This window comes from Umezawaea sp. Da 62-37 (genome assembly GCF_032460545.1).
In the GTDB taxonomy this organism is placed as follows: domain Bacteria; phylum Actinomycetota; class Actinomycetes; order Mycobacteriales; family Pseudonocardiaceae; genus Umezawaea.
Map to the genome: position 1 here is coordinate 6818976 of NZ_CP135965.1, position 22324 is coordinate 6841299.

Here is a 22324-nt window from a genome sequence, read left to right on the forward strand (position 1 = left end):
TTGACGGGTGTCGGAGGCGCGAGTAGGAAGAGAGCGTTTTCATATCTGATATCTGATCGGTGCCCTGGCTCCACCGGAAGGACGAGAACGACAATGGTGTCGAGATCGATCAGCGCCGCCCTGGTGGGCGCGCTCGCCGCGCTCACCGTCGTGGCCACGCCCGCCGCGGCGGCGCAAGTCACCACCCTGCACGCCTCACCCGGCGGCACCGGCGCGAAGTGCGCCGACCGGTCCCCGTGCTCGATCACCCAGGCGCAGCGGAAGGTCCGCGAGCTGGCCCCCTCGATGCGCGGCGACGTCGTCGTGAGCCTCGCGGGCGGCACCTACGCGTTGACCGAGCCGCTGACGTTCACCGCCGCGGACTCCGGCACGCACGGGCACGAGGTGCGCTGGGAGCCCGCGGACGGGCGGACGCCGGTCGTCAGCGGCGGCGTCCCGATCTCCGGCTGGACCAAGGGCGCCGGGAACCTGTGGAGCGCCAAGGCCCCCGCCGACCTGAGGACCCGCCAGCTCTACGCCGACGGCGCCCGGCTCACCCGCGCGAGCGGCACCGCCCCGGTCGGCCTCACCCAGACCGCCGCCGGCTACACCGTCGCGGACACGTCGATGGCGTCCTGGCGCAACCCCGGCGGCCTGGAGTTCGTGTTCGCCGACGGCCACGGGTCGTGGAGCGAGCCGCGCTGCGCCGTTGCGGGCATCACCGGCACCGCGATCACCATGCGGCAGCCGTGCTGGGACAACCTCGACCTCCCCGACGGCCCGCGCGGTCCCTACGGCGACAACCCGCACGGCGGCTTCCCGACGTTCCCGGCGAACGCCGTGCCGAGCCGGATCGAGAACGCGTTCGAGCTGATCAGCGACGGCGAGTGGTACCTCGACGACACCGCGCACGTCTTCTACTACCAGGCGAATCCCGGTGACGACCCGCGCCGGATGCGATTCACCGCGGCCAAGCTCGACGGGCTGGTGCGCACGAACACCACCGCGGCCGCGCCGCTGCACGACGTGACCTTCCAGGGCCTGGAGTTCGCCTACTCGACGTGGCTGCGCCCGGCGTCCGACGAGGGTTTCGTCGAGATGCAGGCCAACGTCACCATCACCGGTGTCGGCGGCTCGAAGACCCAGGGCCTGTGCGGCTACTCCGACCCCAAGGGCACGTGCCCGTTCGCGGCCTGGACCCGGCCGGACGCCGCCGTCGACCTGACCGGCACCCGGAACGTGGAATTCCTCGGCAACACCTTCCGGCACCTCGGCGGCGCGGGGCTCGGGTTCCAGCACGGCGTGGTCGACAACCTGGTGCGGGGCAACACGGTCACCGACGTGTCCGGCATCGGCATCCTGCTCGGCGCGGTGGACGACCCGCTGCCCGCCGACGAGAACGCCATCGCCTCCGGCAACACCATCGACAACAACTACCTGCACGGCACCGGCGTGGAGTTCACCGGCGCGCCGTCGATCGTCAACGGCTACTCGCGCGGGACCACGATCACGCACAACGAGATCGCGGACGTGCCCTACACCGGCATCTCCTCGGGCTGGGGCGGCTGGCGCACCAACTCGACGTTCCCCGACGAGAACCCGAACATCAACGGGGACAACGTGATCTCCTACAACGTGGTGTACCGGGACATGCTGGTGCGCTACGACGGCGGCGCCGTCTACACCAGCGGCCCGCAGGGCAGGAGCTACGAGCACGGGCTCACCGTGCAGGGCAACGTGAACTTCAGCGGTGCCAAGACGGCGAACGCGGTCTACAACGACGAGGGCGGCGACTACGTCACCATCACCGGCAACGTCCAGTTCGACGACACCGGCGGGTTCAACGGCGGCTGCTCGACCACGGGTCACCTGCGGCGCAAGGACAACTACCGGACCGGCGCGCTGAACTCGTTCCCCTGCGCGCCCGCGCCGGTCGGCGTCGAGGACCTCGGCGGCAACAGGTTGATCGGCCAGAACCCGCAGGCCGGTGAGGTGCCCAACGCCGTGCTCGGCGCGGCCGGCCTCCAGGGCGAGTACCGGGAGCTGTCCACCAAGCACGCGCCCGCGGTCGCGCTGGCCAGCCCGACGTGCACCGACGACATCCTGATCTCCGGCTCCGGGTTCACCGCGCGGTCGAAGGTCGCCATCGGCGGCAAGCCCGTCCGCCCGGTCACCTTCGTGTCGTCGAACCACCTGACGGCGAAGCTGCCGAAGGGCTCGGCGGGCGGCGCCGTGTCCGTCACGACGGAGTCGGGCACCAGCGCGGTCGACGTGGACGCCACGACCACGCTGTGCCGCGGCCTGAGCACCACGTTCGGCAACGTCGGCGTCACCTCCGACGGGAACACCGGGCCCGGCGACGTCGACGGCTCCGGCTACACCTACTCCGCGGAGGCGCTGGCCACCAAGGGCGTCGTGCCCGGCGGCCCGGTCCGCTGGAACGGCATCACCTACACCTGGCCCACCGCCTCGCCCGGATCCCCGGACAACACCCTCGCCGCGGGCCAGACCGTCGGCCTGATCGGCTCGTCGCCCACCCTGGGCTTCCTGCTCAGCAGCACCTACGCCACCTCGGGCACCGGCACCGTCAACTACACCGACGGCACGGGGCTGGACTACACGATCGGCGCCCCCAACTGGGCGGGCACGCCGCCCGACGGCGTCACCCCGGTGATCACCACGCCGTACCGCAACGCGCCGGGCAACGGGCGGGACGACCGGAACGTGCACGTGTTCGCCGCCGAGGTGGCGCTGGACCCGGCCAGGACGGTGAAGTCGGTGAAGCTGCCGACCGTCGGTTCCGAGGTGGGCGTGGGCGTGCCCGCGCTGCACGTCTTCGCCATGGCGCTGGCGGGCGGCCCGGACCTGGCGCGGGGCAAACCCGCGGTGGCGTCCTCCGAGGCGTACGGCGGCGCCGCGGCCCGCGTGGTCGACGGGGACACCAACGGGGTCTTCGGCAACAACTCCGTGAGCCACACCGGCGAGGACCGGTACGCGTGGTGGCAGGTCGACCTCGGCGCCTCCGCGCCGATCTCGACGGTCAACGTGTGGAACCGCACCGACTGCTGCGCCGAACGGCTCGACGACCACTGGACGTTCGTGTCCGAGCAGCCGTTCGACACCTCGCTCACCCCGGTGCGGCAGGCCGCGCAGAAGGGCGTCTGGTCCAGCCACCGGACCGGACCCGCGCCGGTCGTGGCGGTCGAGCAGCCCGCGGTGTCCGGCCGTTACGTGATGGTCCAGCTGTCCGGGAAGGACTACCTCACGCTGGCGGAAGTGGAGGTCTACGGCGGCGAGCCCGCCCCGTCGGGTGACTGGGTCGGCACGTGGGGCACGGCCCAGGCCGCGCCGATCGCGGACTCGCAGGGCTGGTTCACGAACGAGACCGTCCGCAGCGTCGTGCACACCAGCGTCGGCGGCACGGCCGCGCGGGTGCGGTTCTCCAACAGGTTCGGCACCGGTCCGCTGGTCCTGGACCGCACGTCGATCGCGTTGCGCGCCAACGCGGACGACGCCGGCGCCGTCGAGGGGTCGGTGCGGCCGTTGACGTTCAGCGGTCGCACGGGCGTCACCATCCCGGCCGGGGCGGAGGTCCGGAGCGATCCGCTGGACTTCGCCGTGCCCGCCGACGCGGACCTGCTGATCAGCACGCACAGCACGCGGGCCGGTGGTCCGGTGACCTACCACCCGTCGGCGCAGCAGACGTCGTTCCTCAGCGGGGCCGGTGACTTCACGATGGACACGTCCGGCGCGAGGTTCGACCGCCGGACCGGATCCTGGCTCTACGTCGAGGAGGTGGACGTCCTCGGCTCGGGAGCGAGGGGCACGGTCGTCGCGGTCGGCGACTCGATCACCGACGGCGGGTACTCGACCACCGACGCGAACCACCGCTGGCCCGACTACCTCGCGGACCGGATCGGGCTGCTCCCGGCCGCCGACCGGCTGGGCGTCCTGAACTCGGGCATCAGCGCCAACCGGCTGCTGCTCGACGGCGGCGAGCCCGCCTACGGGCGCAGCGCGTTGGCGAGGCTGGACGACGACGTGCTGAACCGGACGAACGTGCGCTCGGTGATCCTGCTCGAAGGCGTCAACGACCTGCACCAGGACCCGCGCCAGGCCGATCCCGCCAAGTTCGTCGCCGGGTACAAGGAAGTCGTCGCCCGCCTGCACGCCAAGGGGATCAAGGTGTTCGGCGCGACCATCACGCCGATCAAGGGCTGGAGTTCCCACACCGACGGCATGGAGGCGACGCGCGGCGCGGTGAACGAGTTCATCCGCACCGGGGGAGCCTTCGACGGCGTGCTCGACTTCGACGCGGCGCTGCGGGACGCGCAGGACCCGTTGCGGCTCAAGGCGGAGTTCGACTCCGGCGACCACCTGCACCCGTCGGACGCGGGCAACGCCGCCCTCGCGGCGACGGTGGACCTGGCCCGGCTGTAGAGGACGTGAGCGGTCGGGGGTCCCGGCAGACCTCCCGGCCACTCACGCCCAGTCGATGTCCTCGGTGCCAGCCAGCGGTTCGCGACCGGCTCCCGCTCCGAGCACCTCGGGGACGGCCGTGTCGGCCTCGTGCAGCACCGCGGGGAACCGCAGCCCGGTCCGCTCCTCCAGTTCCGCGACCGCCACCTGGAACACCCGGAACTCGTCCAGGTCCAGTGCCTCCAGCTGGTCCAGGTTCTGGGTCAGCAGGAACGCCCTGGTCCGCAGCTCGCCGTCCACGGTGAAGGTGATCACCTTCCAGAACTCCCGCGGCAGCGCCACGGACCGGAAGACCCGGTCGTCGGCGGCGAACACCGGCCCGCCGCTCACGCTCACCCGCAGGTCGTCGACCTCGACGTCGGCGAACAGCGCGTCCTCCAACCCGCCCCACAGCCCGGCTTTGGCGCTCTGGTTGAAGTCATCCATCTGCGGCGTGATGTTGGTGAAGTAGAACGAGTCCGTGTTCGCCTTGTCCGCCACCGCGGCGGTGCCCCAGATCAGGTCGGCGCGGCGCGCGATGTGGCCGCGGTCGAGCCGGTTGCCCTTGTACAGCTCGTCGCCGATCTGGGTGTCCGCGGGCAGCCGGGGGTCCTTGACGAACGGGATGCCGTCGCGGTCGAGCTTGCGCAACGAGCCGCCGTCGATGTTCCACGCCACCCAGAGCGCGAACCGGCGTGACCCGCTCATGGCCAACGAGAAGTGCGTGTAGTCGATCCGTTCGCTGCCGCCCAGCAGCACCGCGTCGTCCCGCGTGGCCGCGGTCAGCGCGGGCACGTCCACCCGCACGCCGAGGAAGTCCGCGTCGTACCCGGTCGGCACGGCCTGCGCGACCACCGCCGACGGCGGGTCCAGCGTCACCTCCAGCTTCTCGAACACCGAGCGCGGCAGGCACGCCAGCGCGTGCTCGTCCGGATCACCGCCGCCCTCGCCCGCGAAGTGCAGGCCCGCCAGCACCTTGCTGGGCCTGCCGTTGCCCAGCTTGAAGATCCACGCCGCGCCCGAGTCGCCGCCCGAGCTGATCTCGCCGTCGGCGGGAGCGTTGCGCGGATCCACGCCGATCTCGAACCCGCCGATCTCCTGCTCGCCCTGCGGGCCGCCGTAGTCGATCTTCACCAGCACGTCGACCCGCCGCACGACCCCGTGCGTGACCCCGGTCGTCCGCCCGCTCTTGACCACCTTGTCGCCGAGTTCCGGCTCACCGATCTGCGTGACGGCGACGTCGAGCCCCATGGCGTTGACGTCGTAGCCGCGGTCCTCGATGGACGCGATCGCGCAGTCGCCCGCCTTGCCGAGGTAGGAGCGGACCAGCCTGCCCAGGCGGTTGCGGTCGACGCGGTTGTCGTCGTGCCTGCCGGGCTGCACCACGTCCTCGCCCAGGGCGCCGCCGGGTCCGTGCAGCACGTGCCAGTTGCTCAGCACGTACGGCGTCCCGTCGGCCCGGTCGTAGACGACGCAGCCGATGGTGCCCGCGCTCACCCCGACGTGCCCGACGCTCGCCCCCGGCGCGATGGGGTCGGCGCGGACCTTGCGGTCCACCGCCGCGGCCTCGGACACCACGCGGAAGTCCGCCCTGTACTGGCGTTGCAGGACGTCCGTCGGCACCTCGAACCCGTCCACCACGATCACGGCGGGCAGCGCGGTCGTCCCCAGCGCCTCCAGTTCCTCCGGCTGCGCCTTGCGCCGCACGGTGAACTGGACCGAGATCTCCTTGGTGGCCCTGCCGTCCCGCTCCTTGTACCCGACGCCGATCGACGACACGTTGTCGTCCCGCAGGTAGTCCGAGCCCCTGGCCCGGATGAACCGGCGCAACGAGGCCAGCAGCTCCCCGGTTCCCGGAGCGGCCTTCCCGGATTCCCTGCCGGCCATCGGAACCACTTCCCCCGCGCGGACGCCGAACTTCGGATCACCTGGCTGTCGCCCGGTGTCCGACCGGTGTTACCGCAGGCCGGAGGCCCTCACTCGAACAGCCGAGCCGCCACGAGGGGGCGCTGGGTGGTGGGTGAGCTGACGGAACTGTTGACGCTCCACCGGTACCGGGTGAACCCGCCGGTGACGTCGGACGCGTAGAACACCATGTGCCCGTACCCGGCCCCGTGGTGCTGCTCGTCCCCGTTCACGATCCGGCTGTCCGGGAACGAGGAGTAGTCGCCGAGGCCGAACACCCCGTGCGGCTCGGACGTGCAGTCCACGACCTCCACCGCGTGCTGCGTCTCGCCGGGGTAGGTCAACCCCTGGTCGTAGCCGCCCTTCACCCCGCGCACCATCAGGACGTGCCCGGTGTTGCCACCGCCGCTGCCCCGGAAGTCGATCGCCACCAGGTCGCCGGGTCGCAGGTCCTCGACCTTCGGGACCTCCTCGAAGTGCGGCACGCCCCCGCCCGCGAACCCGGCCCGGTAGTCCCGCGCGTACGGACTGCGCGACCCGAAGTGCTCCGTGAGGAACGGTCCCGTCGCCCACTCCGGGTACGACCGCTTCAGCACGGCGGTCACGAACGACGCGCACTGGCTCCGGTTCACCCAGCCGTCGGGCTGCCCCGGCTCCCCCCACCGCACCACGTTGCGCTGCGCCGCGTCCTTGTACACGTTGTTCGCGGGCGTCATGTTGTCCACCAGCTGCTCGGCCAGCACCAGGTGTCGAGGTGCCACGAGCCCGGTCACGGCGCCGTCGAGAGTTGCCCGAGTGCTTCCCATGGGCGGAACGATAAGCGGCCGACTAGCGTGACCCGGCCGCTGGGGGCCGCCCAACGCCGACTTCGATCACTTCACTGGTGTTCAGTGAAGTGTCACCACCTGCGGACGCATACCCCGAAGGGGGGAACGTACCGCCATACAGGTAGGGTTTGCAGCCAGATTGCGCGGCGGTTCCGCGGATCGAAAACCACCCGTCCGAAGATCGTGGACGGTCCCCATCGCCTTCAGTCGAGTCACTGAAGTTCACCGAAAGGCTCAGCGCTGTGCCGCACGACCGGCCGTCACCAGCACTGGCGCACCGCCTCAGGGCGCTGCGCGCGGAGAGCTGGCCAGGGGTCGCCATCACCCAGAAGCAGCTCGCCACGGCCTTCGGCGCCAGCTCGCCCCTGCTGTCCTCGTGGGAGGCGGGCAAGGTGCCGCCGCCCGCCAGGCTGGCCGCCTACGCCACGTTCTTCGCGACCCGGCGGTCGATCGAGGCCGAGCCCTACCGGGTCCCCGACCCCTCGGAGCTGACCGCCGAGGAGAACGCCGTCCGCGAGCACCTGATCGGGGAACTGGCGGAACTCGCGGACTCCGGCACCCCCGGCCGCGGGTTCTGGTACTTCCCGGACCGGTACGACATCACCATCGTCGTGGCCCAGCTGACCGAGGAGCAGATGCCCCTCACCCCGTACACCGACCCGGCGAGCCCGGACCACGTGGAGCTCTACACCTACGCGGACCTCGACTCGCTGATCGAGCTGCACGGCCACATCCGGTCGGTCAACCCCGACAGCCAGGTCCACTTCCGCACCGCGACCTCGCTCTCGCCCGACGACTACACCACCCACCTGGTGCTGCTCGGCGGGGTGGACTGGAACGTCGTGACCACGGACGTCGTCGACCGCGTCGACCTCCCGGTGAACCAGGCCGAACGCCCGGACGTGTCCGACGCAGGCGGCTTCGAGGTCATCGAGGACGGGCGGTCCAGGGTCGTCGAACCGCTGGTGGTGCGGGGCAAGCTCATCCAGGACGTGGCGCAGTTCTACCGGGGCGTCAACCCGTACAACAGGAAGCGCACGGTCACCATCTGCAACGGCCAGTACGGCCGGGGCACGCTCGGCGCGGTCCGGGCGCTGACCGACTCGAAGTTCCGCGACCGCAACGAGGCGTACCTCAGGTCGCGCTTCGCGGGCCACGACGCCTACAGCGTCATCACCCGCGTCACCATCGTGAACGGCCAGGTCGTCACACCGGACTGGACCTCACCCGAGAACGTTCTCTTCGAATGGCCGGAGGGCCAGGGGTGACCCCACCGATCGACGCGAGCCACCACAGCTCGCACCGGCAGTTGCTGACGACCGTGGGCGGTTCCGCGTCCAGGCTGGACGCGATCATCGTGCCGACCAACCGCACACCCGACCACCTGGACGCCGCGATGGACCTCGCCCGCGAGCTGAGGTGCACGCTCCTCCTGCTGTGCAGCCAGAACGCGTCGGTCGGGCTGTCGGAGTCGCTGGCCGCCCAGCGCGGCGTCGACCTGATCGCGGTCGACGTCGACCGGCTGCCCGACGACCTGATGCCCGCGTTCCGGACGTCCGCGCTGCTGCTCGCGAACGGCTTCGAGCGCCGGACGGACACCAGCCTGAAGCGCAACCTCGGACTGCTGTTCGCGCGGGCCGCGGGGTGGCAGCGGGTGGTGTTCCTCGACGACGACATCAAGGTGCCCAGCCCGTCGGACCTCGGGGTGGCCGCGGGCCTGGCCGACAGCTACGCGGGTGTCGGCCTCGCCATCGGCGGGTTCGAGGACAACTCGGTGGTGTGCCACGCCCTGCGCGAGGTCGGCGCGTTCCAGGACACGTTCATCGGCGGCGGCGCGCTGGCGATCGGCGCGCACTCGATGACGTCGTTCTTCCCCAACGTCTACAACGAGGACTGGTTCTTCCTGCTCGACGACGACGGCCTGCGCCGCACGGCGATGACCGGCGTGGCGGAGCAGGAGGAGTACGACCCGTTCGCCGATCCGGCGCGGGCGCGCACCGAGGAGTTCGGCGACTGCCTCGCCGAGGGCTTGTTCGCCCTGTTCGACGACGGCAGGGGGATCCGGGACGCCGACGTCGACTACTGGGACAGCTTCCTGCGGAGCCGCCACCGGCTGATCGTCGAGGTCCTGGGCAAGGTGGCGGACCCCGTGCGCGGTCGGGAGAGGACGCGGCGGATGACCGCGTCGCTGTCCGCCGCGCGCGACCGGTGTCTCCGCATCGCGCCGCGCCTGTGCGTCGACTACCTGGCCGCGCTGGCCGAGGACCGCATCGTCTGGCACACGTTCGTGCGCCTCCAGCCCGTGCTGGACGGGCCGGAGGCCGCGATGGCCGCCCTCGGACTGGTGGGGGCACACCGACAGCATCCGTCGAACCCCTTCGTCGTGGAGGTCGGCGGTCGTGCCGGAGTGCACGACCTCGCCCGCGTCTAGGACCTGTTCCCGGATCTCGTTCGACGGGAGTCGTGCCCGAGGTCAGGTCCGCTTCCCGGCGGACCCGCAGGCGGGTGATGTCCTCGCCGTCGGGCACGACGGTCCCGCGGCGCGGGGTCGGCGTGGTGCAGGACGCCGGTTCAGGGGCCCCGACCGCGTGGAAGCCCTCTCCGCAGTGGATCCCGAAGCCGGGGGAACCGAGGTGACCGGGGGTGTGCCGCTCGTCGCGTTCACGTGGCGAGATGCCCGTCCCCGCCCCGGATCGGGCCACTAGGCTCGACGTGTGTCCGGTCGACCGGACGCTCGGCGGAGCCTGGAGGAAGCGCATGACGTTCACCGAGGGGCGGCAGAAGTGGCTGACCGTCGCCGAAGAGCTGGCGACGGCGCTGCGCGTGGACGCCGCCGAGCGCGATCGCCTCGGCGAGCCCCCGGTGCGGGAACTGGAACTGCTCCGGCAGTCCGGCCTGCTGACGATCACCGACTGGTCGACGCAACAGGCGGTCACCAGGGTGGTCGGCGCCGCGGACGCGAACATCGGGCACCTGCTCGGCTACCACTACCTGCAGATCTGGCGCACCGGCCTGTTCGACAAGCCGTTCGAGCCGGGGGAGAACCAGTTCTGGGCGGGCGTCAGCAACCCCCTGGACGCCGCGCTCTCGCTGACCCCCACCGAGGACGGGTTCGTCGTCGACGGCCGCAAGACGTTCGCCACCGGCGCGGCGCTCGCGGACCGGCTGGTGGTCAGCGCGACCCGCACGGACACCGGCGAGAAGCTCACGTTCCTGGTCGACGGCGGCACCCCCGGCATCAGCCCCTCCGGTGACTGGAACAACATGGGCCAGCGGCTCACCGCGAGCGGCGGCGTCGTGTTCGAGCAGGTCCCCGTCTCCGCGGCCGACGTGCTCGGCAGGCAGCCCGACGACGAGACCTCGCCCAGGCTGTCGCTGGCCGCGCTCGGCTTCCAGCTCGTCCTGTCGCAGCTGCACGTGGCCATCGCCGAGGGCGCGCTGGCCGAGGCCGCGCGCTACACCCGGTCGACGACCCGCCCGTGGTTCCTCAGCGGCGTCGACAGCGCGACCGACGACCCGTACGTGCTCGGCGCCTACGGCGAGCTCGTCGCCCAGGTCGAGGCGGCCGGGCTGCTGGCCGACCACGCCTCCGACGCGCTGTTCGCGGCCTCCGAGCAGGGCGCGACGCTGACCGTCGAACAGCGCGCGGCGACCGCGGCGGCGATCTCGTCGGCCAAGGTGTTCTCCACCAGGGTCGTGATCGAGACCACGAGCAAGGTGTTCGAGCTGTGCGGCGCCCGCGCCACCGCGTCCGGCTACGGCTTCGACCGGTTCTGGCGCAACGCCCGCACGCTGACCCTGCACGACCCGGTGAGCTACAAGGCCCGCGAGGTGGGGGAGTACTTCCTCACCGGCGGGCGGGCCCCCTACACCGGGTACAGCTGATGGAGCCGGTGCTCGCGAACAGCGTGCGCCTGGCCGAGGACGGGGTGTGGATCCTCGACCGCCGGAACTTCCCGTTCGAGCGGACCTGGGTGCGCTGCGCGACGGTCGCCGACGTCGCCAAGGCCGTCGAGGACATGGTCACCCAGTCGTCCGGCCCGTACTTCGCGGTGCTGTGGGGCATGGTCCTCGCCGCCCGCGAGGCGTCGGGCCTGGCCGCGGCGGACGCCCGCGCCCACGTCGGCCGGGCCGGTGAGCTGCTGGAGGCCACCCGGCGGACGAACAACCACCTGCGCAAGGCCGTCGCGGCGGTGCTGGCCGCCGTCGACGCCGCCGGTCCGGTCGCGGGCGCTGACCTGGAGGCCGCCGCGCTGGCCGGGGCCGTCGCGGGCGACGAGCGCTACCGGTCGCGCAGCCGGGCGCTCGGCACGGCCACCGCGGCGCTCCTGCCCGTCGACGGCTGCGTGCTCACGCACTGCTGGGCCGACCTGTACCTGATCGAGACCGTGGCCGCGGCCCAGCGCGACGGCAAGCGCTTGCGGTTCATCTGCACGGAGACCCGCCCGTACCTCCAGGGCGCCCGGCTCACCGCCGAGACGTTGGCGGAGATGGGCGTGGACACCACCCTGATCACCGACGGGATGGGTGCCGCGGTGCTCAGTTCCGGTGACGTGGACGCGCTGGTGACGGCGGGCGACCGGGTGACGATGGACGGGCACGTGGTCAACAAGGTCGGCACACTGGGGCTGGCGGTGGCGGCCCGCGCGTTCGACGTCCCGTTCCACGCGCTGGTGCAGGCGCCGGACCGGCTGGCGCCGACCGCGGCCGACGTGCCGATCGAGTACCGCTCCGGCGAGGAGGTGCTGAGCACCCTGGGCAGGCGCACCGCGAGCGAGCGGGTGCGCGGCCTCTACCCGGCTTTCGACGTGACGCCGCCGAGGTTCGTCACGTCCGTGGTGACCGACCGGGGCGTGTTCGCGCCGGACCGGCTGGCCGACTACTACCGAGGAGAACAGCAGTGAGCAGCCCGACGTGGGTCGTCCTCGACATCGAGGGCACCCTCAGCTCGACCCACCAGGTGCTGGTCGTCCTGTACGACTACGCCCGCCCGCGCCTGGGCCCGTGGATCGACGCCCACCCCGACGACCCGGCCGTCGTCGAGGCCGTGGCGGGGATCCGCGAACTCGCCGACCTGCCCGCGTCCGCAGGCACGCCCGAGTTGGTCGCCGCGCTGCACGACTGGATGGACCGCGACCAGAAGGTCGGCCCCCTGAAAGCGTTGCAGGGCCTCATCTGGCAGCAGGGCTACAGCGGCGGCGACCTCGTCGCCGAACTGTTCCCCGACGTCGTCCCGGCCCTGAAGTCCTGGCACGAAGCCGGAATGCGCCTCGCCGTCTTCTCCTCCGGCTCGGTCGCGGGCCAGGTGGCGTTCTTCGGCCACACGACCGAGGGCGACCTGACGCCGTTGTTCGAGCACCACTTCGACACGGTCAACGCGGGCCCGAAGCGCGAAGAGGCCTCGTACAAGGCCATCGCCGCCGTGCTCGACGCCCCTGCGGACGGGATCGTCTTCTACTCCGACGTCCCCGCGGAACTGCACGCCGCCGCGTCCGCGGGCTGGGGAACCGTTGGCGTGGCCCGGATCGGTGAGCCCTACGGCGACGCCGACTTCGGTCCACACCGGACGGTGCGGTCCCTGTGACGGACGTCGAGGAGGCCGGGCGCGCCCTCGCCGCCGAGTGCGCCCGCTACACCGCGATGGGCTGGATGCGCGGCACGTCCGGCAACCTGTCCGTCGTGCTCGACCGCGACCCGCTGCGCCTTGCGGTCACCGTCAGCGGCCGCGACAAGGGCGAACTGACCGCGTCCGACGTCGTGGTCGTCGACGCCGACGGCACCACCACCGACCCCGTCCGCGTCCCCTCGGCCGAAGCCGGCCTGCACGGCCGCATCGCCGCCGTCTCCGGCGCAGGCGCGATCGTCCACGTCCACGCCATGGCCCCCGTCGTGGCGGCCGAGCACTGGCCCGGCGGCGTGCACCTGCGCGACCTGGAGATGCTCAAGGGCTTCGGCCGCGCCGCCCACGACGACACCGTCACGATCCCCGTCGTCCCGAACTCGCAGGACATGCGCGCGCTCGGCGACGCCTTCGAATCCGGCCACCGACCCGACACACCCGCCTTGATCGTGGCCCGCCACGGGGTGTACGTCTGGGGGGACGACCTGCACCAGGCCCGGCACCGCCTCGAGTGCCTCGACTGGCTGCTCCGCTTCACCGTCGAGACAAGGGGAACCCGATGACCCTGCTGACCGTGTGGCCCGACTCCGACCAGGCCACCGTGCTGCTGCGCACCACCTCGCCCGACGAGGTAGCCGTGGAACTGAAACGACTCGGCGTCCGCTACGAGAACTGGCCGGTCGTCGAAGGCATCTCCACCACCCCCTCGTCCGAGGAGGTGCTCAACGCCTACCGCGCCCAGGTCGACCGCATCATCGACACCGAGGGCTACATCCTCGTCGACGCCATGCACATGACCCCGTCGAACGATCCCGACTGGCAGACCAAGGCAGCCGAGGTCCGGCAGAAGTTCCTCGCCGAACACACCCACGACGACGACGAGGACCGCTTCTTCGCCCGCGGCTCCGGCGTCTTCTACCTCCACGTCGACAACCGCGTCTACGGAATCCTCTGCGAGGCAGGCGACCTCCTCAGCGTCCCCGCCAACACCACCCACTGGTTCGACATGGGCACCTCACCGGACTACGTCTCGATCCGCTTCTTCCACGACGACGACGGCTGGGTCGCCAACTTCACCGGCAACGACATCGCCAAGAACTTCCCCACCTTCGACGAACTGGTAGCGGGCCGCCAGAAGTAACCGCCAAACCAACCGCCCCCATCAACGGGCGCAGCCGCCCCCTCGCATCCGGCGCGGAGCGCCCGCCGCCCTGTCGGGCAACGCCCGATGCCTTACCGACGCGCAGCAAGGTGCCCTACCGATGCGCAGCGAGGTGCCCTAACCCGGCACAGCTGACACAAGCGGAGCCAGACCTCCCCCTGCCCCCGATACACAGCGCCCTCCTGCACCACCACCGTTTGTCAAGGCATTTTTCCCACCTTGACAAACGGTGGTGGTGCATTGAGACAATCGCGCACCGGGGGCCGGGCTACGCGCGGTGGGTCACCCCCTACAACCCCTCCAACTCCCCACTCAAATTCCTCCGAGCCGCCACCGCCCACCGCTCCCGCCCCCCATCCGTCAAGTACAACGACCCCCTCCCCAACAACGACCGCAACACCGCCGCCCTCCCCACCCGCCAAGCCCCATCCGGCACATGCCCGTACTCCGACCTCACCGCGGCCCGATACCGCTCGTACCCCGCCCCATCCGACCCCAGGATCGCCAAATCGGCGTCCAGCAGCACCGCCGCCAACCGGTCACCGGGCGCGGCCTCGTGCGTCAACGTCGCGAGCACCAGGTCCTCGACCCGCCCGACGTCCTGGTCCGCCACCCCCGTGGCCATCAGCTGGTCCCGAGCCCACTCCGCGCTGCGCCGCTCGTCGTCCCCCGGCTTCCCGTCGTACACCACGTCGTGCGCCAACGCCGCCAGCGCGACCAGCGCCCGATCCCGTTCGCACTCGTCGCCGGCCAGCAGAGCGGCGTCCCGCACGACCTGCCGCACGTGGTCGGCGTTGTGGTAGCGGCGATGCGGCTCGGTGTACCGCTCGCAAAGATCGGTAGGTCTGGGCACCCCGCCCAGGATCCTTACCGCGTTGTCCCACAGAGCTTCCAACTCACACCCCCGGTGTCAGCGCCACGGTGAAGCACGCCCCGCCCTCCGGGGCGGGCCCCGCGGTGATCCTGCCACCCAAACGCGTCACCAACCCGTGCACCAGCGCAAGTCCGATACCGGTGCCCACGGGCCTGGACAACTCGTACTTCGCGTGCAGGGCCCCTCGGTCGAACGCGATCCGGTAGTCCTCGTCCGACAGCCCCGGCCCGCCGTCGCGCACCTGGAGCACCGTCCCGAGCGACAGCACCACCGGGCGGCCCGCGGGCGTCACCCGCACCGCGTTCTCCAGCAGCCCGTCCAGCACCTGCCGGATCCGCCGGGCGTCGGTCCGCACGACCACCGGGTGGACGGGCATCTCCAGCGTGAACACCACTCCCTTGGCCGCGCACCGGGCGTGCCACACGTCCGCGGCCGACCGCACCACCGGCACCAGGTCGACGTCGGCCACGTCCAGCCGGAAGTCGTCCGCGCCCAGGCGCGCCAGGTCGAGCAGGTCGGCGACCAGGCGGTCGAGGCGCTGCGACTCCTCGTGGATGGTGCGGCCGACCTCCACCACGTCCGGGCCCGTCACGACCCCGTCGGCCAGCGACTCGGAGAACCCGATCACGGCCGTCAGCGGTGTCCGCAGCTCGTGCGACACCGACAGCAGGAAGTCCCGCTGGCGCGACTCGCTGTGCTGGAGGGCGTCCGCGAGCCCGTTCACCGCAACGGCCACGTCGGACACCTCGACCGGCCCGTGCTCCGGCGCCCGCAGGTCGCGCCTGCCGGAACTCATGGCCATGGCGACCCCGGCCGTCCGGCGCAGCGGTCTGGACAGCAGGTTGCCGAGCAGTCCGCCCGTGACGGCGGCCAGCACCAGCCCGAACGCCAGCGCCAGCGCGATGTTGCGGATCAGCTTGCGGGTCGTCGCGCCCGCGTAGTCCGCCCTCTGCACCAGCGCGAACCTGTCCCGCACCTCCACGATCCACTGGCCGGTGACACCGCTGCGGCGATCGGCGTCGCGGACCGCCTGCACGGCGCTGGCGTCACCGCGCAGGGCTCCGCCCGCGCCGATCCGCACGACCGAGATGCCCTGCCCCTGGAGGACCTCCACGACACGACCCCTCGGGGTCTCGCCGATCTGGTCGCTCACCACGTCGGCCTGGTTCACCAGCGTGGCCCGCGTGACGTCGCGCGCCGTGGTGATCACCAACCGCACCGACACGAACCCGGCCACCAGCACCGCGATCCCGGCGACCACGACGGTCAGCGCGGTGATCCGCCCCGCCAGGCTCGTCCTCACGGCGCCTCCGCCGAGTAGCCGACCCCGCGCACCGTCCGGATCGGGCTGTGCCCGCCGAGCTTCGCCCGCAGCTGCGCCACGTGCACGTCCACCGTCCGCGTGCCCGCCGCGGCCGCGTAACCCCACACCGCGCTGAGCAGCTGCTCCCGCTCGAACACCCGGCCGGGGTGCCGCATGAGGTGCGCGAGCAGCTCGAACTCCGTCGACGTGAGCGGCACCTCCTCCTCGGCCGCCCACACCCTGCGCCGGTCGACGTCCAGCCGGACTGAGCCCACCACGTGCTGCGGCGCCGCGCTCGGGTGCGCGCCGCGCCGCAGCACGGTGCGCACCCGAGCGGCCAGCTCCCGCGGGCTGAACGGCTTGGTCACGTAGTCGTCGGCCCCCATCTCCAGGCCCAGCACCCGATCGACCTCGTCGTCCCGCGCCGTCACGAACAGCACCGGCGTCCAGTCACCCGCCGCCCGCATCGTGCGGCACACCTCGACCCCGTCCATCCCCGGCAGGCCCACGTCCAGTAGCACCGCGACCGGTTTCCACCGCCGCAACGCCGCCAACGCCGCCCGCCCGTCGGCCTCGACGTGCACGCCGAAGCCGTCGCGGCGCAGGTACAGGGAGATCAGGTCGGAGATCGCGCGCTCGTCCTCGACCACCAGCACGAGGCCGCGGGAGGACTGGTCCGGTTGCACGGTGGGCAATGCTGTCACGGCTGGTCGAGATCGGCCTCGATGCCGTTCAGCGTCGACTCGATGCTGCTCAGCTCGCCGTCCGGGTTGCCGCTCTGCGGAGTCGCCTCGTCCTGGCACCCCGACAGCCCCACCGCCGCCATCAGCGCGAACACGACCGCCAACGCCCTCACTTCGTGCCGCCGGGGTAGCCGCAGTGCTCGGACTGGAAGGTGTCGATCCGCTTCTGCGCCTCGCCCAACTTGGTCAGCTTCTCGCCGCGCAGGTCCTTGCGCGCGTCGAACAGCTTCGCCTTCGCGTCCTTGCCCGCCTCCCGCGCGGCCTTGGCCTGCGCCTCCAACCACTTCGTCGATCCGCGCGTGTTCTCGTCGCCACCGATCCGATCGGTCGCCGCCTTGATCCGCGCCTCGATCTTCGGCACCCGCTCCTCACACCGCTTCTTCACCTGGTCGGCACTGACGGTCATCGGCGCGGGGCCGGTCGGGGTCTCATCGGCGCTCGCGACACCGGTCAACGCGAGGCCCAGCATCGCGGTGCTGCCCGCGACGGCGAAAATTCGAGTCCATGAGGTCATGGGAAGAACTCTGACGGGCTTCGGTGAGTGATCGATGCGACGAATGTTCGGGTTGTGCAAAGGCCTCAGGGCAGCTGATCCCGCCACAACAACGCGACCCCGTGACCGGGCAGCAGCCACGACCGGACCTCCAGGTCACCCAGCTCCTCCGCCCGCAGCCAACGCGCCGACGAGGTGTTCGACCGGAACGTGAACGGCACGATCCGGAACTCCCTGGCGGGTGCCCCGTCCAGTGTCAGCTCCTTGGCGTTCATGGTGATCCGCTCGACGTAGCAGGGGTAGGGCGACACCCAGTAGCAGTACCCGTCGTCGATGCGCTGCCGCATCACCGACCTGACCGTCAGCCGCTCGATCGCGCTCACCACGTGGTCGTCCCCGGCGATGTCGCCCAGGTCGCACCGGAAGATCCGCAGGTCGGACATGTAGGTGCGCGGGTTCTGCCGGGGCAGCGGCCCCATCGACTCGCGGAAGAACGTCAGGTAGTCGGCCCACTGGTCGAACTTCACGTCCACCAGCCGCAGCCTGCTCGACTCGGAAGCCCGCCGCCGCCCGTGCCCGTCGATGTAGTCGATCTTGAGCTGGACCGATTGCATCATGTCCTCGACGGTGTACTGGAACAGGCTCGCGTCCGGGATGAACCACAGGTCGATCAGCGGCAGCCGGGACCCGCTGATGATCGAGTCGCGGAGCAGCGCGTTGCTCGTGGCGAAGATGACGAACTGGTCGACCGGCACGTTCTTCCGGAAGCTGTAACTGGTCGTGGACGTCAGGTGGTAGGTCTCGTGGTCGACCGCGCGCAGGTCGTAGTCCACCGTCGTGTGCGTGCTGATGGTCAGGTCGCCGCCGCGCTCCAACCACCCCTCACCGCCCAGCACGCCGGCCACGACCTCGTCGTTCGCGTCGTTCTCGCCGTAGATGGAGGTGAGGAACGTGCGCATGATCTGCCGCGGCAGCAGCGTCTCCACGATGCCGGGACCGGTGAGCCTGGTGATCTCCCTGAGCAGCCTGGTGTGCAGGTAGGTCTCGTAGAAGGTCAGCAGGAACGCGGTGATGACGAGCACCGGCCACAGCTCGAACAGCAACCGGTGCACGGCCTGCCGCCACCCGGCGGCCGACGGAGTCCACACGAGCACCACGACCAGGTCGGCGACGGCGACCAGGGTCAGCAAGAGGGCGACGAGGAGCACGCTTCGCCTGCCACGCGGACGAAGGGCGCGCTGACCTGCCCGATCGTCCGTCACGCCGTCAGTTTCCCCTCTCACCGCACTGGGTCAATGGTGAGAGGGGGACCGGGTGTCCACCAGGTCCGTTCGGCTGATCTGCTGTCAGGTGCCCCGGTGCCACTCCGGTTCGTCGTCGTCGCCGCCCGCGCCCGCGTAGGTGTCCAGCGTGGCGTCCGCGTCGGCGCCCAGGTCGTTGTAGAGCCCGAGCAGGTGCGTAGTCATCGCCGCTCGTGCCCCGGCCTGGTCGTGCCTGCGGATGAACCACACGATCTGGTCGTGCTCGGCCACCGACCGGTTGTGCAGCTCGCGGTTCGCGTACCCGTTCCAGCGGAAGTCCCGCAGCTGCGGCTCCAGCGACTGGTAGGAGTGCTCGAACATCTCGTTGCGGCTCGCCCGCACGATCGCCCCGTGGAACGCCTCGTCGGTGCGCAGCAGCTCGTGCTTGTCCGAGTGCGACACCTCCCGGTGCTTGGCGTTCAGCTTGGCGATCTCGTCGAGCTCACCCTGATCCGCCCGCAGCGCCGCCATGCTCGCCGCGGTGGTCTCCAGCGCGATCCGCATCTCCAGCAGATCGGCGGCCCGGTAGCGGCGCACGTCCAGACCGGCGAGCGGCTCCTCGGCGGGGGAGGTGTTCGTCGACAGCACGTACCAGCCGAGCCCGCGCTTGACCTCGACGATCCCCTTGATCTGCAGCCGTTGCAGCGCGGTGCGCAGGGAACTGCGCGCCACGCCCATCCGGGTGGCCAGCTCCGGTTCGGTCGGCAGCCGGTCACCGACGGAGTACTCGGTGGAGATCTGGTCGGACAGCTTGTCGGCGATCACGTCCGGGAGAGGGCGGCGCGAGTCCGCGGAGAGCGCCCAGTCGTCGCCCTTCGCGCCTGACTCGGCCTGCTCGGCACTCATCCTCGACCTCTCGGAGTGGCGAAAAGCATTCCCAAGAGCGTAGGCCAGTCGGACAACGGACGCAACTTGTCTGGCAGCCCGGTTGTAGGTTGACAGACAACAGACCGCGAGGGACTATTTTCCCGGACGACAACGCGCTCGGCACCCTCGTCGTCCCGATGGCCGCCCAGCCGACGGAGGTCTTCCAATGCCAGCCACAAGTGCCTTAGCCATAGCCGTTGTCGCCGCGATCACCATGGCGGCCATCGGATGGAGGACGTTGCTCACCATCGCCGTGTTCGCGGTCATCGCGTTCACGATCGTGGGCCTCGTCAACGTCGTCAGCATCTTCTCGGCCTGACCGAACCGATGAGCTTGGTGGGGCACCACCCCGCCAAGCAGTCGGTTGTCAGACAACTTCGGCACTATTGCGGAGACCGCGAGCCCTGGTACCTTCTCGCGATCAGGGCGCAGACCTCTTCGAGGTCGCGCCCTTGACTCCTTTTCGCGTCGGGGATGTCGCACCGGAGTCCTGCTTGGTACCGGAAGTCGAAGCAGTGCACGCGGTCTTCGCCGCCCCCGCCGAGGTGGTGGCCGAGCGACGATCGCTCTACCGCCTTGCCGCCGAACTACTGGGTGTTCCCGGCGAGGTCCCGGACGACGTGCTCGACAGCCCGCTGGTGCGCTACCGCCTCGGCGGAGCGCTGGCCGGGCACTTCGACCTCGCGGGCGTGGACCTGGCGGGGGACCGCGATGCCGTCGGCGAGGTCGTCGACGTCGGTCTCCCGCTGGTCGCCGACCCCGCCGCCCGGCAAGCCCTGGCGACGCTGTTCGGCATCGTCGGGCCGGTGCCCGGCCTGCGGCTGATCACTAAGGCCGACGAGGTGTTCGGCGAGGTCGTGGAGATCGTGGCCGAAGGCGTCCTGCTGGCGCGGAAGGCCGGGGGAGCGCTGGCCGAGGACCTGCTGACGCACGTGGACCTCGTCGCGGTGGTCGACCCGGCGACGGCGGGCGGTCTGGTGTCGGCGTCGTCGCGGTACTTCCCCGGCGTCGTGGTGATCGAGCGCCCGACGACCGCCGTCCAGGTGGCCGAGGCGCTCATCCACGAAGGCGCGCACGACAAGTTCTTCGACCTCGCCATCACCAGGGAGTTCCTCGACTCCCGGTCCGACATGGCCGAGGAGTTCCGCCCGTCGTGGTCGCGGGCCCGATGGCCGATGGAGCAGGTGTTCGCCGCGTGGCACGCCTACCAGTGCCTGGCCCAGTTCGCCCGCGCCGACCTGCCGACCGGACCGGGGTCGCTGCTGCCCTTCGCGGCGGAGCGCGCGGCCGAGATCGGGAAATGGCTGCGGGACCACGAGGAGTACCTGCTGGCCGACGCGCGGACGATGCTCGACGCGGTACTGGGTACGGGGGCTTCCAGTCCGTGTGGAATCATTTCGGCGGAGCCGACCACCGCGAGCGGCCATTTCGTGAAGAACCCGCACGTGCGACTCGGTGGAGTGAACCCGACCGGGCGTCGAGTGGTCGGGCGCGATGGTTCGCCGCCTGCGTTGTTCTGGCTGAGTAACGATTCTACTTCAGTACTTGACTTTTTTGTCGGGCACGCCGATGGAAAGTCGGCCGAGGATGGCTTCGCTGCCGTGCAGGCGTTGTGGAATGTCGATGCGGATGAGGCTCGCAAACGCTGGACCAGCGCTTTCGATGCTCTTTGTTCTAAGTGGATCGTCCTTCCGGCCAGTTGATGGTCCCCAGTTGTTCGCGCAGAGAAGGACATGATGAGTTCCATGCAGCCCGATCGTCGAGTCGGCGATCCTTCCCGCGGCCTGCCTCCCCGGCAGCCCGGCGCTGGTATCCCCGCACCGCAGTTCCCCGCGGGTGTCGGGCAAGTGGGACAACCGGTCAACCCGGTGGACTTCTTCCGGCGAATGCCGGGAGGCGGCACGGTGTACGTGAAGGCCGCCGAGTCGGAAGCGCAGGACTAGTACCTGGGGCCGCCGTACTCCGGCGGCCCCAGCGCCTTCCGCAACTCCTCCCCCGCCACCTCCCGGTACCGCGGGAACCGCCGCTCCAGCACCGTCAACCACCCGGCCACGTGCAGCCTCCGCAGCCGGACGTGGAACGCGGACCCGTCCACCCCCGGATACCCGCGCACGGCTGCCGCCCCGTCCAACCGGTCCGTCACCGCCAGGCACGCCAGATCCCACTCGACGGGCCCGTGTCAGGTGTCCTCGAAGTCGTTCCACACCGGCCCGTTCGCGCTCAGCAGCAGGTTGCCGGGATGGGCGTCGCCGTGCAGCGGCTGGGACTCGAGAGCCGGCCACGCCGCCACCAGGGCATCGCGCTCGGCGGTGAACGCCGCCAACTGGGCAGGTGACCGGGTCCAGAGCCGGATGGCGTGGGAGATGTCCGTCATCGGCAGGCGGTTCGGCAGCGGGCCGGGGTAGGAGCGCAGTTCGGTGTGCAGCTCCGCCAGGCGCGCGGCGAAGTCGGTCGGCACCCACGTCGGGTCGTGGGGGACGTGCTCGGCGAAGCTCATCACCAGCCCGTCGTGCGCGAACGGGCCGTCGGGGAACTCGGGCGACATCCGCACGACGGGGACGCCGCGGGCGGTCAGGTAGCGGGTCGCGGACTCGGCGCGGTGGAAGTGGTCGAGGACCAGTGGTCGGCCGGAAGCCGTGGAGGTGGCGACGCGGGCCACGACCGGGGCGGGCCGCAGGTGGACCAGGAGGTTGCTGGCGTCGCGCAGCACGACGGGGTCGTCGACGCGCACGCCGTGGGACCTGGCGACGGCCGCGGCGGCCAGGACGCCGCGGGTGGTCAGGTCGTCCACG

The 22324-nt window shown here is 71.0% G+C and carries 21 protein-coding genes; 10 read left to right on the plus strand and 11 right to left on the minus strand.

Annotated elements, in window-relative coordinates:
• The first annotated feature begins 93 nt into the window (after window positions 1-93).
• Window positions 94-4419, plus strand: coding sequence for a GDSL-type esterase/lipase family protein (locus RM788_RS31445; protein ID WP_315921814.1), 4326 nt, complete (start codon window positions 94-96; stop codon window positions 4417-4419).
• Between the two features lie 42 nt (window positions 4420-4461).
• On the opposite strand, the gene RM788_RS31450 is transcribed toward RM788_RS31445, so the two are convergent.
• Together RM788_RS31450 and RM788_RS31455 are read right to left on the minus strand one after the other, a co-directional pair.
• Window positions 4462-6324 (minus strand): DNA/RNA non-specific endonuclease, encoded by a 1863-nt coding sequence (locus RM788_RS31450; RefSeq protein WP_315921816.1) that lies wholly within the window; start codon window positions 6322-6324, stop codon window positions 4462-4464.
• A gap of 89 nt (window positions 6325-6413) precedes the next feature.
• Window positions 6414-7148: a hypothetical protein gene (locus RM788_RS31455; RefSeq protein ID WP_315921818.1), complete on the minus strand. Its 735-nt coding sequence runs from the start codon at window positions 7146-7148 to the stop codon at window positions 6414-6416.
• Window positions 7149-7411: 263 nt separating this feature from the next.
• On the opposite strand from RM788_RS31455, the gene RM788_RS31460 reads away from it, so the two are divergent.
• From RM788_RS31460 to RM788_RS31490, 7 genes are all read left to right on the plus strand, one after another.
• Window positions 7412-8437, plus strand: a complete 1026-nt coding sequence (locus RM788_RS31460) for a helix-turn-helix domain-containing protein (protein ID WP_315921820.1) — start codon at window positions 7412-7414, stop codon at window positions 8435-8437.
• Complete coding sequence (locus RM788_RS31465; RefSeq protein ID WP_315921822.1) at window positions 8434-9600, plus strand: hypothetical protein; 1167 nt, start codon at window positions 8434-8436, stop codon at window positions 9598-9600. Before RM788_RS31460 ends, RM788_RS31465 begins: the two co-directional genes overlap by 4 nt.
• Window positions 9601-9926: 326 nt before the next feature.
• Complete coding sequence (locus tag RM788_RS31470) at window positions 9927-11054, plus strand: acyl-CoA dehydrogenase family protein (protein ID WP_315921824.1); 1128 nt, start codon at window positions 9927-9929, stop codon at window positions 11052-11054.
• Complete coding sequence (locus RM788_RS31475) at window positions 11054-12073, plus strand: s-methyl-5-thioribose-1-phosphate isomerase (RefSeq protein WP_315921826.1); 1020 nt, start codon at window positions 11054-11056, stop codon at window positions 12071-12073. Before RM788_RS31470 ends, RM788_RS31475 begins: the two co-directional genes overlap by 1 nt.
• Window positions 12070-12753 carry an acireductone synthase gene (gene mtnC, locus RM788_RS31480; protein WP_315921828.1) on the plus strand — a complete coding sequence of 228 codons (684 nt, stop codon included), beginning with the start codon at window positions 12070-12072 and terminating at the stop codon, window positions 12751-12753. Before RM788_RS31475 ends, mtnC begins: the two co-directional genes overlap by 4 nt.
• Window positions 12750-13352 (plus strand): methylthioribulose 1-phosphate dehydratase, encoded by a 603-nt coding sequence (mtnB, locus tag RM788_RS31485; protein WP_315921830.1) that lies wholly within the window; start codon window positions 12750-12752, stop codon window positions 13350-13352. The genes mtnC and mtnB overlap by 4 nt, the downstream gene beginning before the upstream one ends.
• Window positions 13349-13930 (plus strand): 1,2-dihydroxy-3-keto-5-methylthiopentene dioxygenase, encoded by a 582-nt coding sequence (locus tag RM788_RS31490; protein WP_315921832.1) that lies wholly within the window; start codon window positions 13349-13351, stop codon window positions 13928-13930. The genes mtnB and RM788_RS31490 overlap by 4 nt, the downstream gene beginning before the upstream one ends.
• 310 nt (window positions 13931-14240) lie before the next feature.
• Here the strand turns inward: RM788_RS31490 and RM788_RS31495 are convergent, their stop codons facing one another.
• From RM788_RS31495 to RM788_RS31525, 7 genes are all read right to left on the minus strand, one after another.
• The gene (locus tag RM788_RS31495) at window positions 14241-14804 is read right to left on the minus strand and encodes an HD domain-containing protein (protein WP_315921833.1); all 564 of its coding nucleotides are present in this window, start codon (window positions 14802-14804) and stop codon (window positions 14241-14243) included.
• Between the two features lie 43 nt (window positions 14805-14847).
• Entirely contained in the window at window positions 14848-16128 is a 1281-nt protein-coding gene (locus tag RM788_RS31500; protein ID WP_315921835.1) for a HAMP domain-containing sensor histidine kinase, read from the minus strand.
• A complete protein-coding gene (locus RM788_RS31505; RefSeq protein WP_315921837.1) occupies window positions 16125-16814 on the minus strand; it encodes a response regulator transcription factor in 690 nt (229 codons plus the stop codon). The genes RM788_RS31500 and RM788_RS31505 overlap by 4 nt, the downstream gene beginning before the upstream one ends.
• 14 nt (window positions 16815-16828) lie before the next feature.
• A complete protein-coding gene (locus RM788_RS31510; protein WP_315934992.1) occupies window positions 16829-16975 on the minus strand; it encodes a hypothetical protein in 147 nt (48 codons plus the stop codon).
• Window positions 16976-16980: 5 nt separating this feature from the next.
• Window positions 16981-17385: a hypothetical protein gene (locus RM788_RS31515; RefSeq protein WP_315921839.1), complete on the minus strand. Its 405-nt coding sequence runs from the start codon at window positions 17383-17385 to the stop codon at window positions 16981-16983.
• A 65-nt stretch (window positions 17386-17450) separates the two neighbouring features.
• Window positions 17451-18626 (minus strand): hypothetical protein, encoded by a 1176-nt coding sequence (locus RM788_RS31520; RefSeq protein WP_315921841.1) that lies wholly within the window; start codon window positions 18624-18626, stop codon window positions 17451-17453.
• An 84-nt stretch (window positions 18627-18710) separates the two neighbouring features.
• Entirely contained in the window at window positions 18711-19511 is an 801-nt protein-coding gene (locus RM788_RS31525) for a FadR/GntR family transcriptional regulator (RefSeq protein WP_315921843.1), read from the minus strand.
• Between the two features lie 187 nt (window positions 19512-19698).
• Here RM788_RS31525 and RM788_RS31530 point away from each other — a divergent pair, with 187 nt between their 5' ends.
• Together RM788_RS31530 and RM788_RS31535 are read left to right on the plus strand one after the other, a co-directional pair.
• Entirely contained in the window at window positions 19699-19851 is a 153-nt protein-coding gene (locus tag RM788_RS31530) for a hypothetical protein (protein WP_315921845.1), read from the plus strand.
• Between the two features lie 175 nt (window positions 19852-20026).
• Complete coding sequence (locus tag RM788_RS31535; protein WP_315921847.1) at window positions 20027-21235, plus strand: aKG-HExxH-type peptide beta-hydroxylase; 1209 nt, start codon at window positions 20027-20029, stop codon at window positions 21233-21235.
• A gap of 236 nt (window positions 21236-21471) precedes the next feature.
• Here RM788_RS31535 and RM788_RS31540 read toward each other — a convergent pair whose 3' ends face one another.
• Window positions 21472-21675, minus strand: coding sequence for a hypothetical protein (locus RM788_RS31540; RefSeq protein WP_315921849.1), 204 nt, complete (start codon window positions 21673-21675; stop codon window positions 21472-21474).
• Window positions 21676-21711: 36 nt separating this feature from the next.
• Window positions 21712-22323, minus strand: coding sequence for a phosphotransferase (locus RM788_RS31545; RefSeq protein ID WP_315921852.1), 612 nt, complete (start codon window positions 22321-22323; stop codon window positions 21712-21714).
• Between the last annotated feature and the right edge of the window lies 1 nt (window position 22324).

Coding starts and splice junctions, on each gene's coding strand:
- RM788_RS31525 (WP_315921843.1), bottom strand. CDS start 19,511: ATGAGTGCCGAGCAGGCCGAGTCAGGCGCGAAGGGCGACGACTGGGCG.
- RM788_RS31455 (WP_315921818.1), bottom strand. CDS start 7,148: ATGGGAAGCACTCGGGCAACTCTCGACGGCGCCGTGACCGGGCTCGTG.
- RM788_RS31475 (WP_315921826.1), top strand. CDS start 11,054: ATGGAGCCGGTGCTCGCGAACAGCGTGCGCCTGGCCGAGGACGGGGTG.
- RM788_RS31515 (WP_315921839.1), bottom strand. CDS start 17,385: ATGACCTCATGGACTCGAATTTTCGCCGTCGCGGGCAGCACCGCGATG.
- RM788_RS31490 (WP_315921832.1), top strand. CDS start 13,349: ATGACCCTGCTGACCGTGTGGCCCGACTCCGACCAGGCCACCGTGCTG.
- RM788_RS31470 (WP_315921824.1), top strand. CDS start 9,927: ATGACGTTCACCGAGGGGCGGCAGAAGTGGCTGACCGTCGCCGAAGAG.
- RM788_RS31450 (WP_315921816.1), bottom strand. CDS start 6,324: ATGGCCGGCAGGGAATCCGGGAAGGCCGCTCCGGGAACCGGGGAGCTG.
- RM788_RS31445 (WP_315921814.1), top strand. CDS start 94: ATGGTGTCGAGATCGATCAGCGCCGCCCTGGTGGGCGCGCTCGCCGCG.
- RM788_RS31530 (WP_315921845.1), top strand. CDS start 19,699: ATGCCAGCCACAAGTGCCTTAGCCATAGCCGTTGTCGCCGCGATCACC.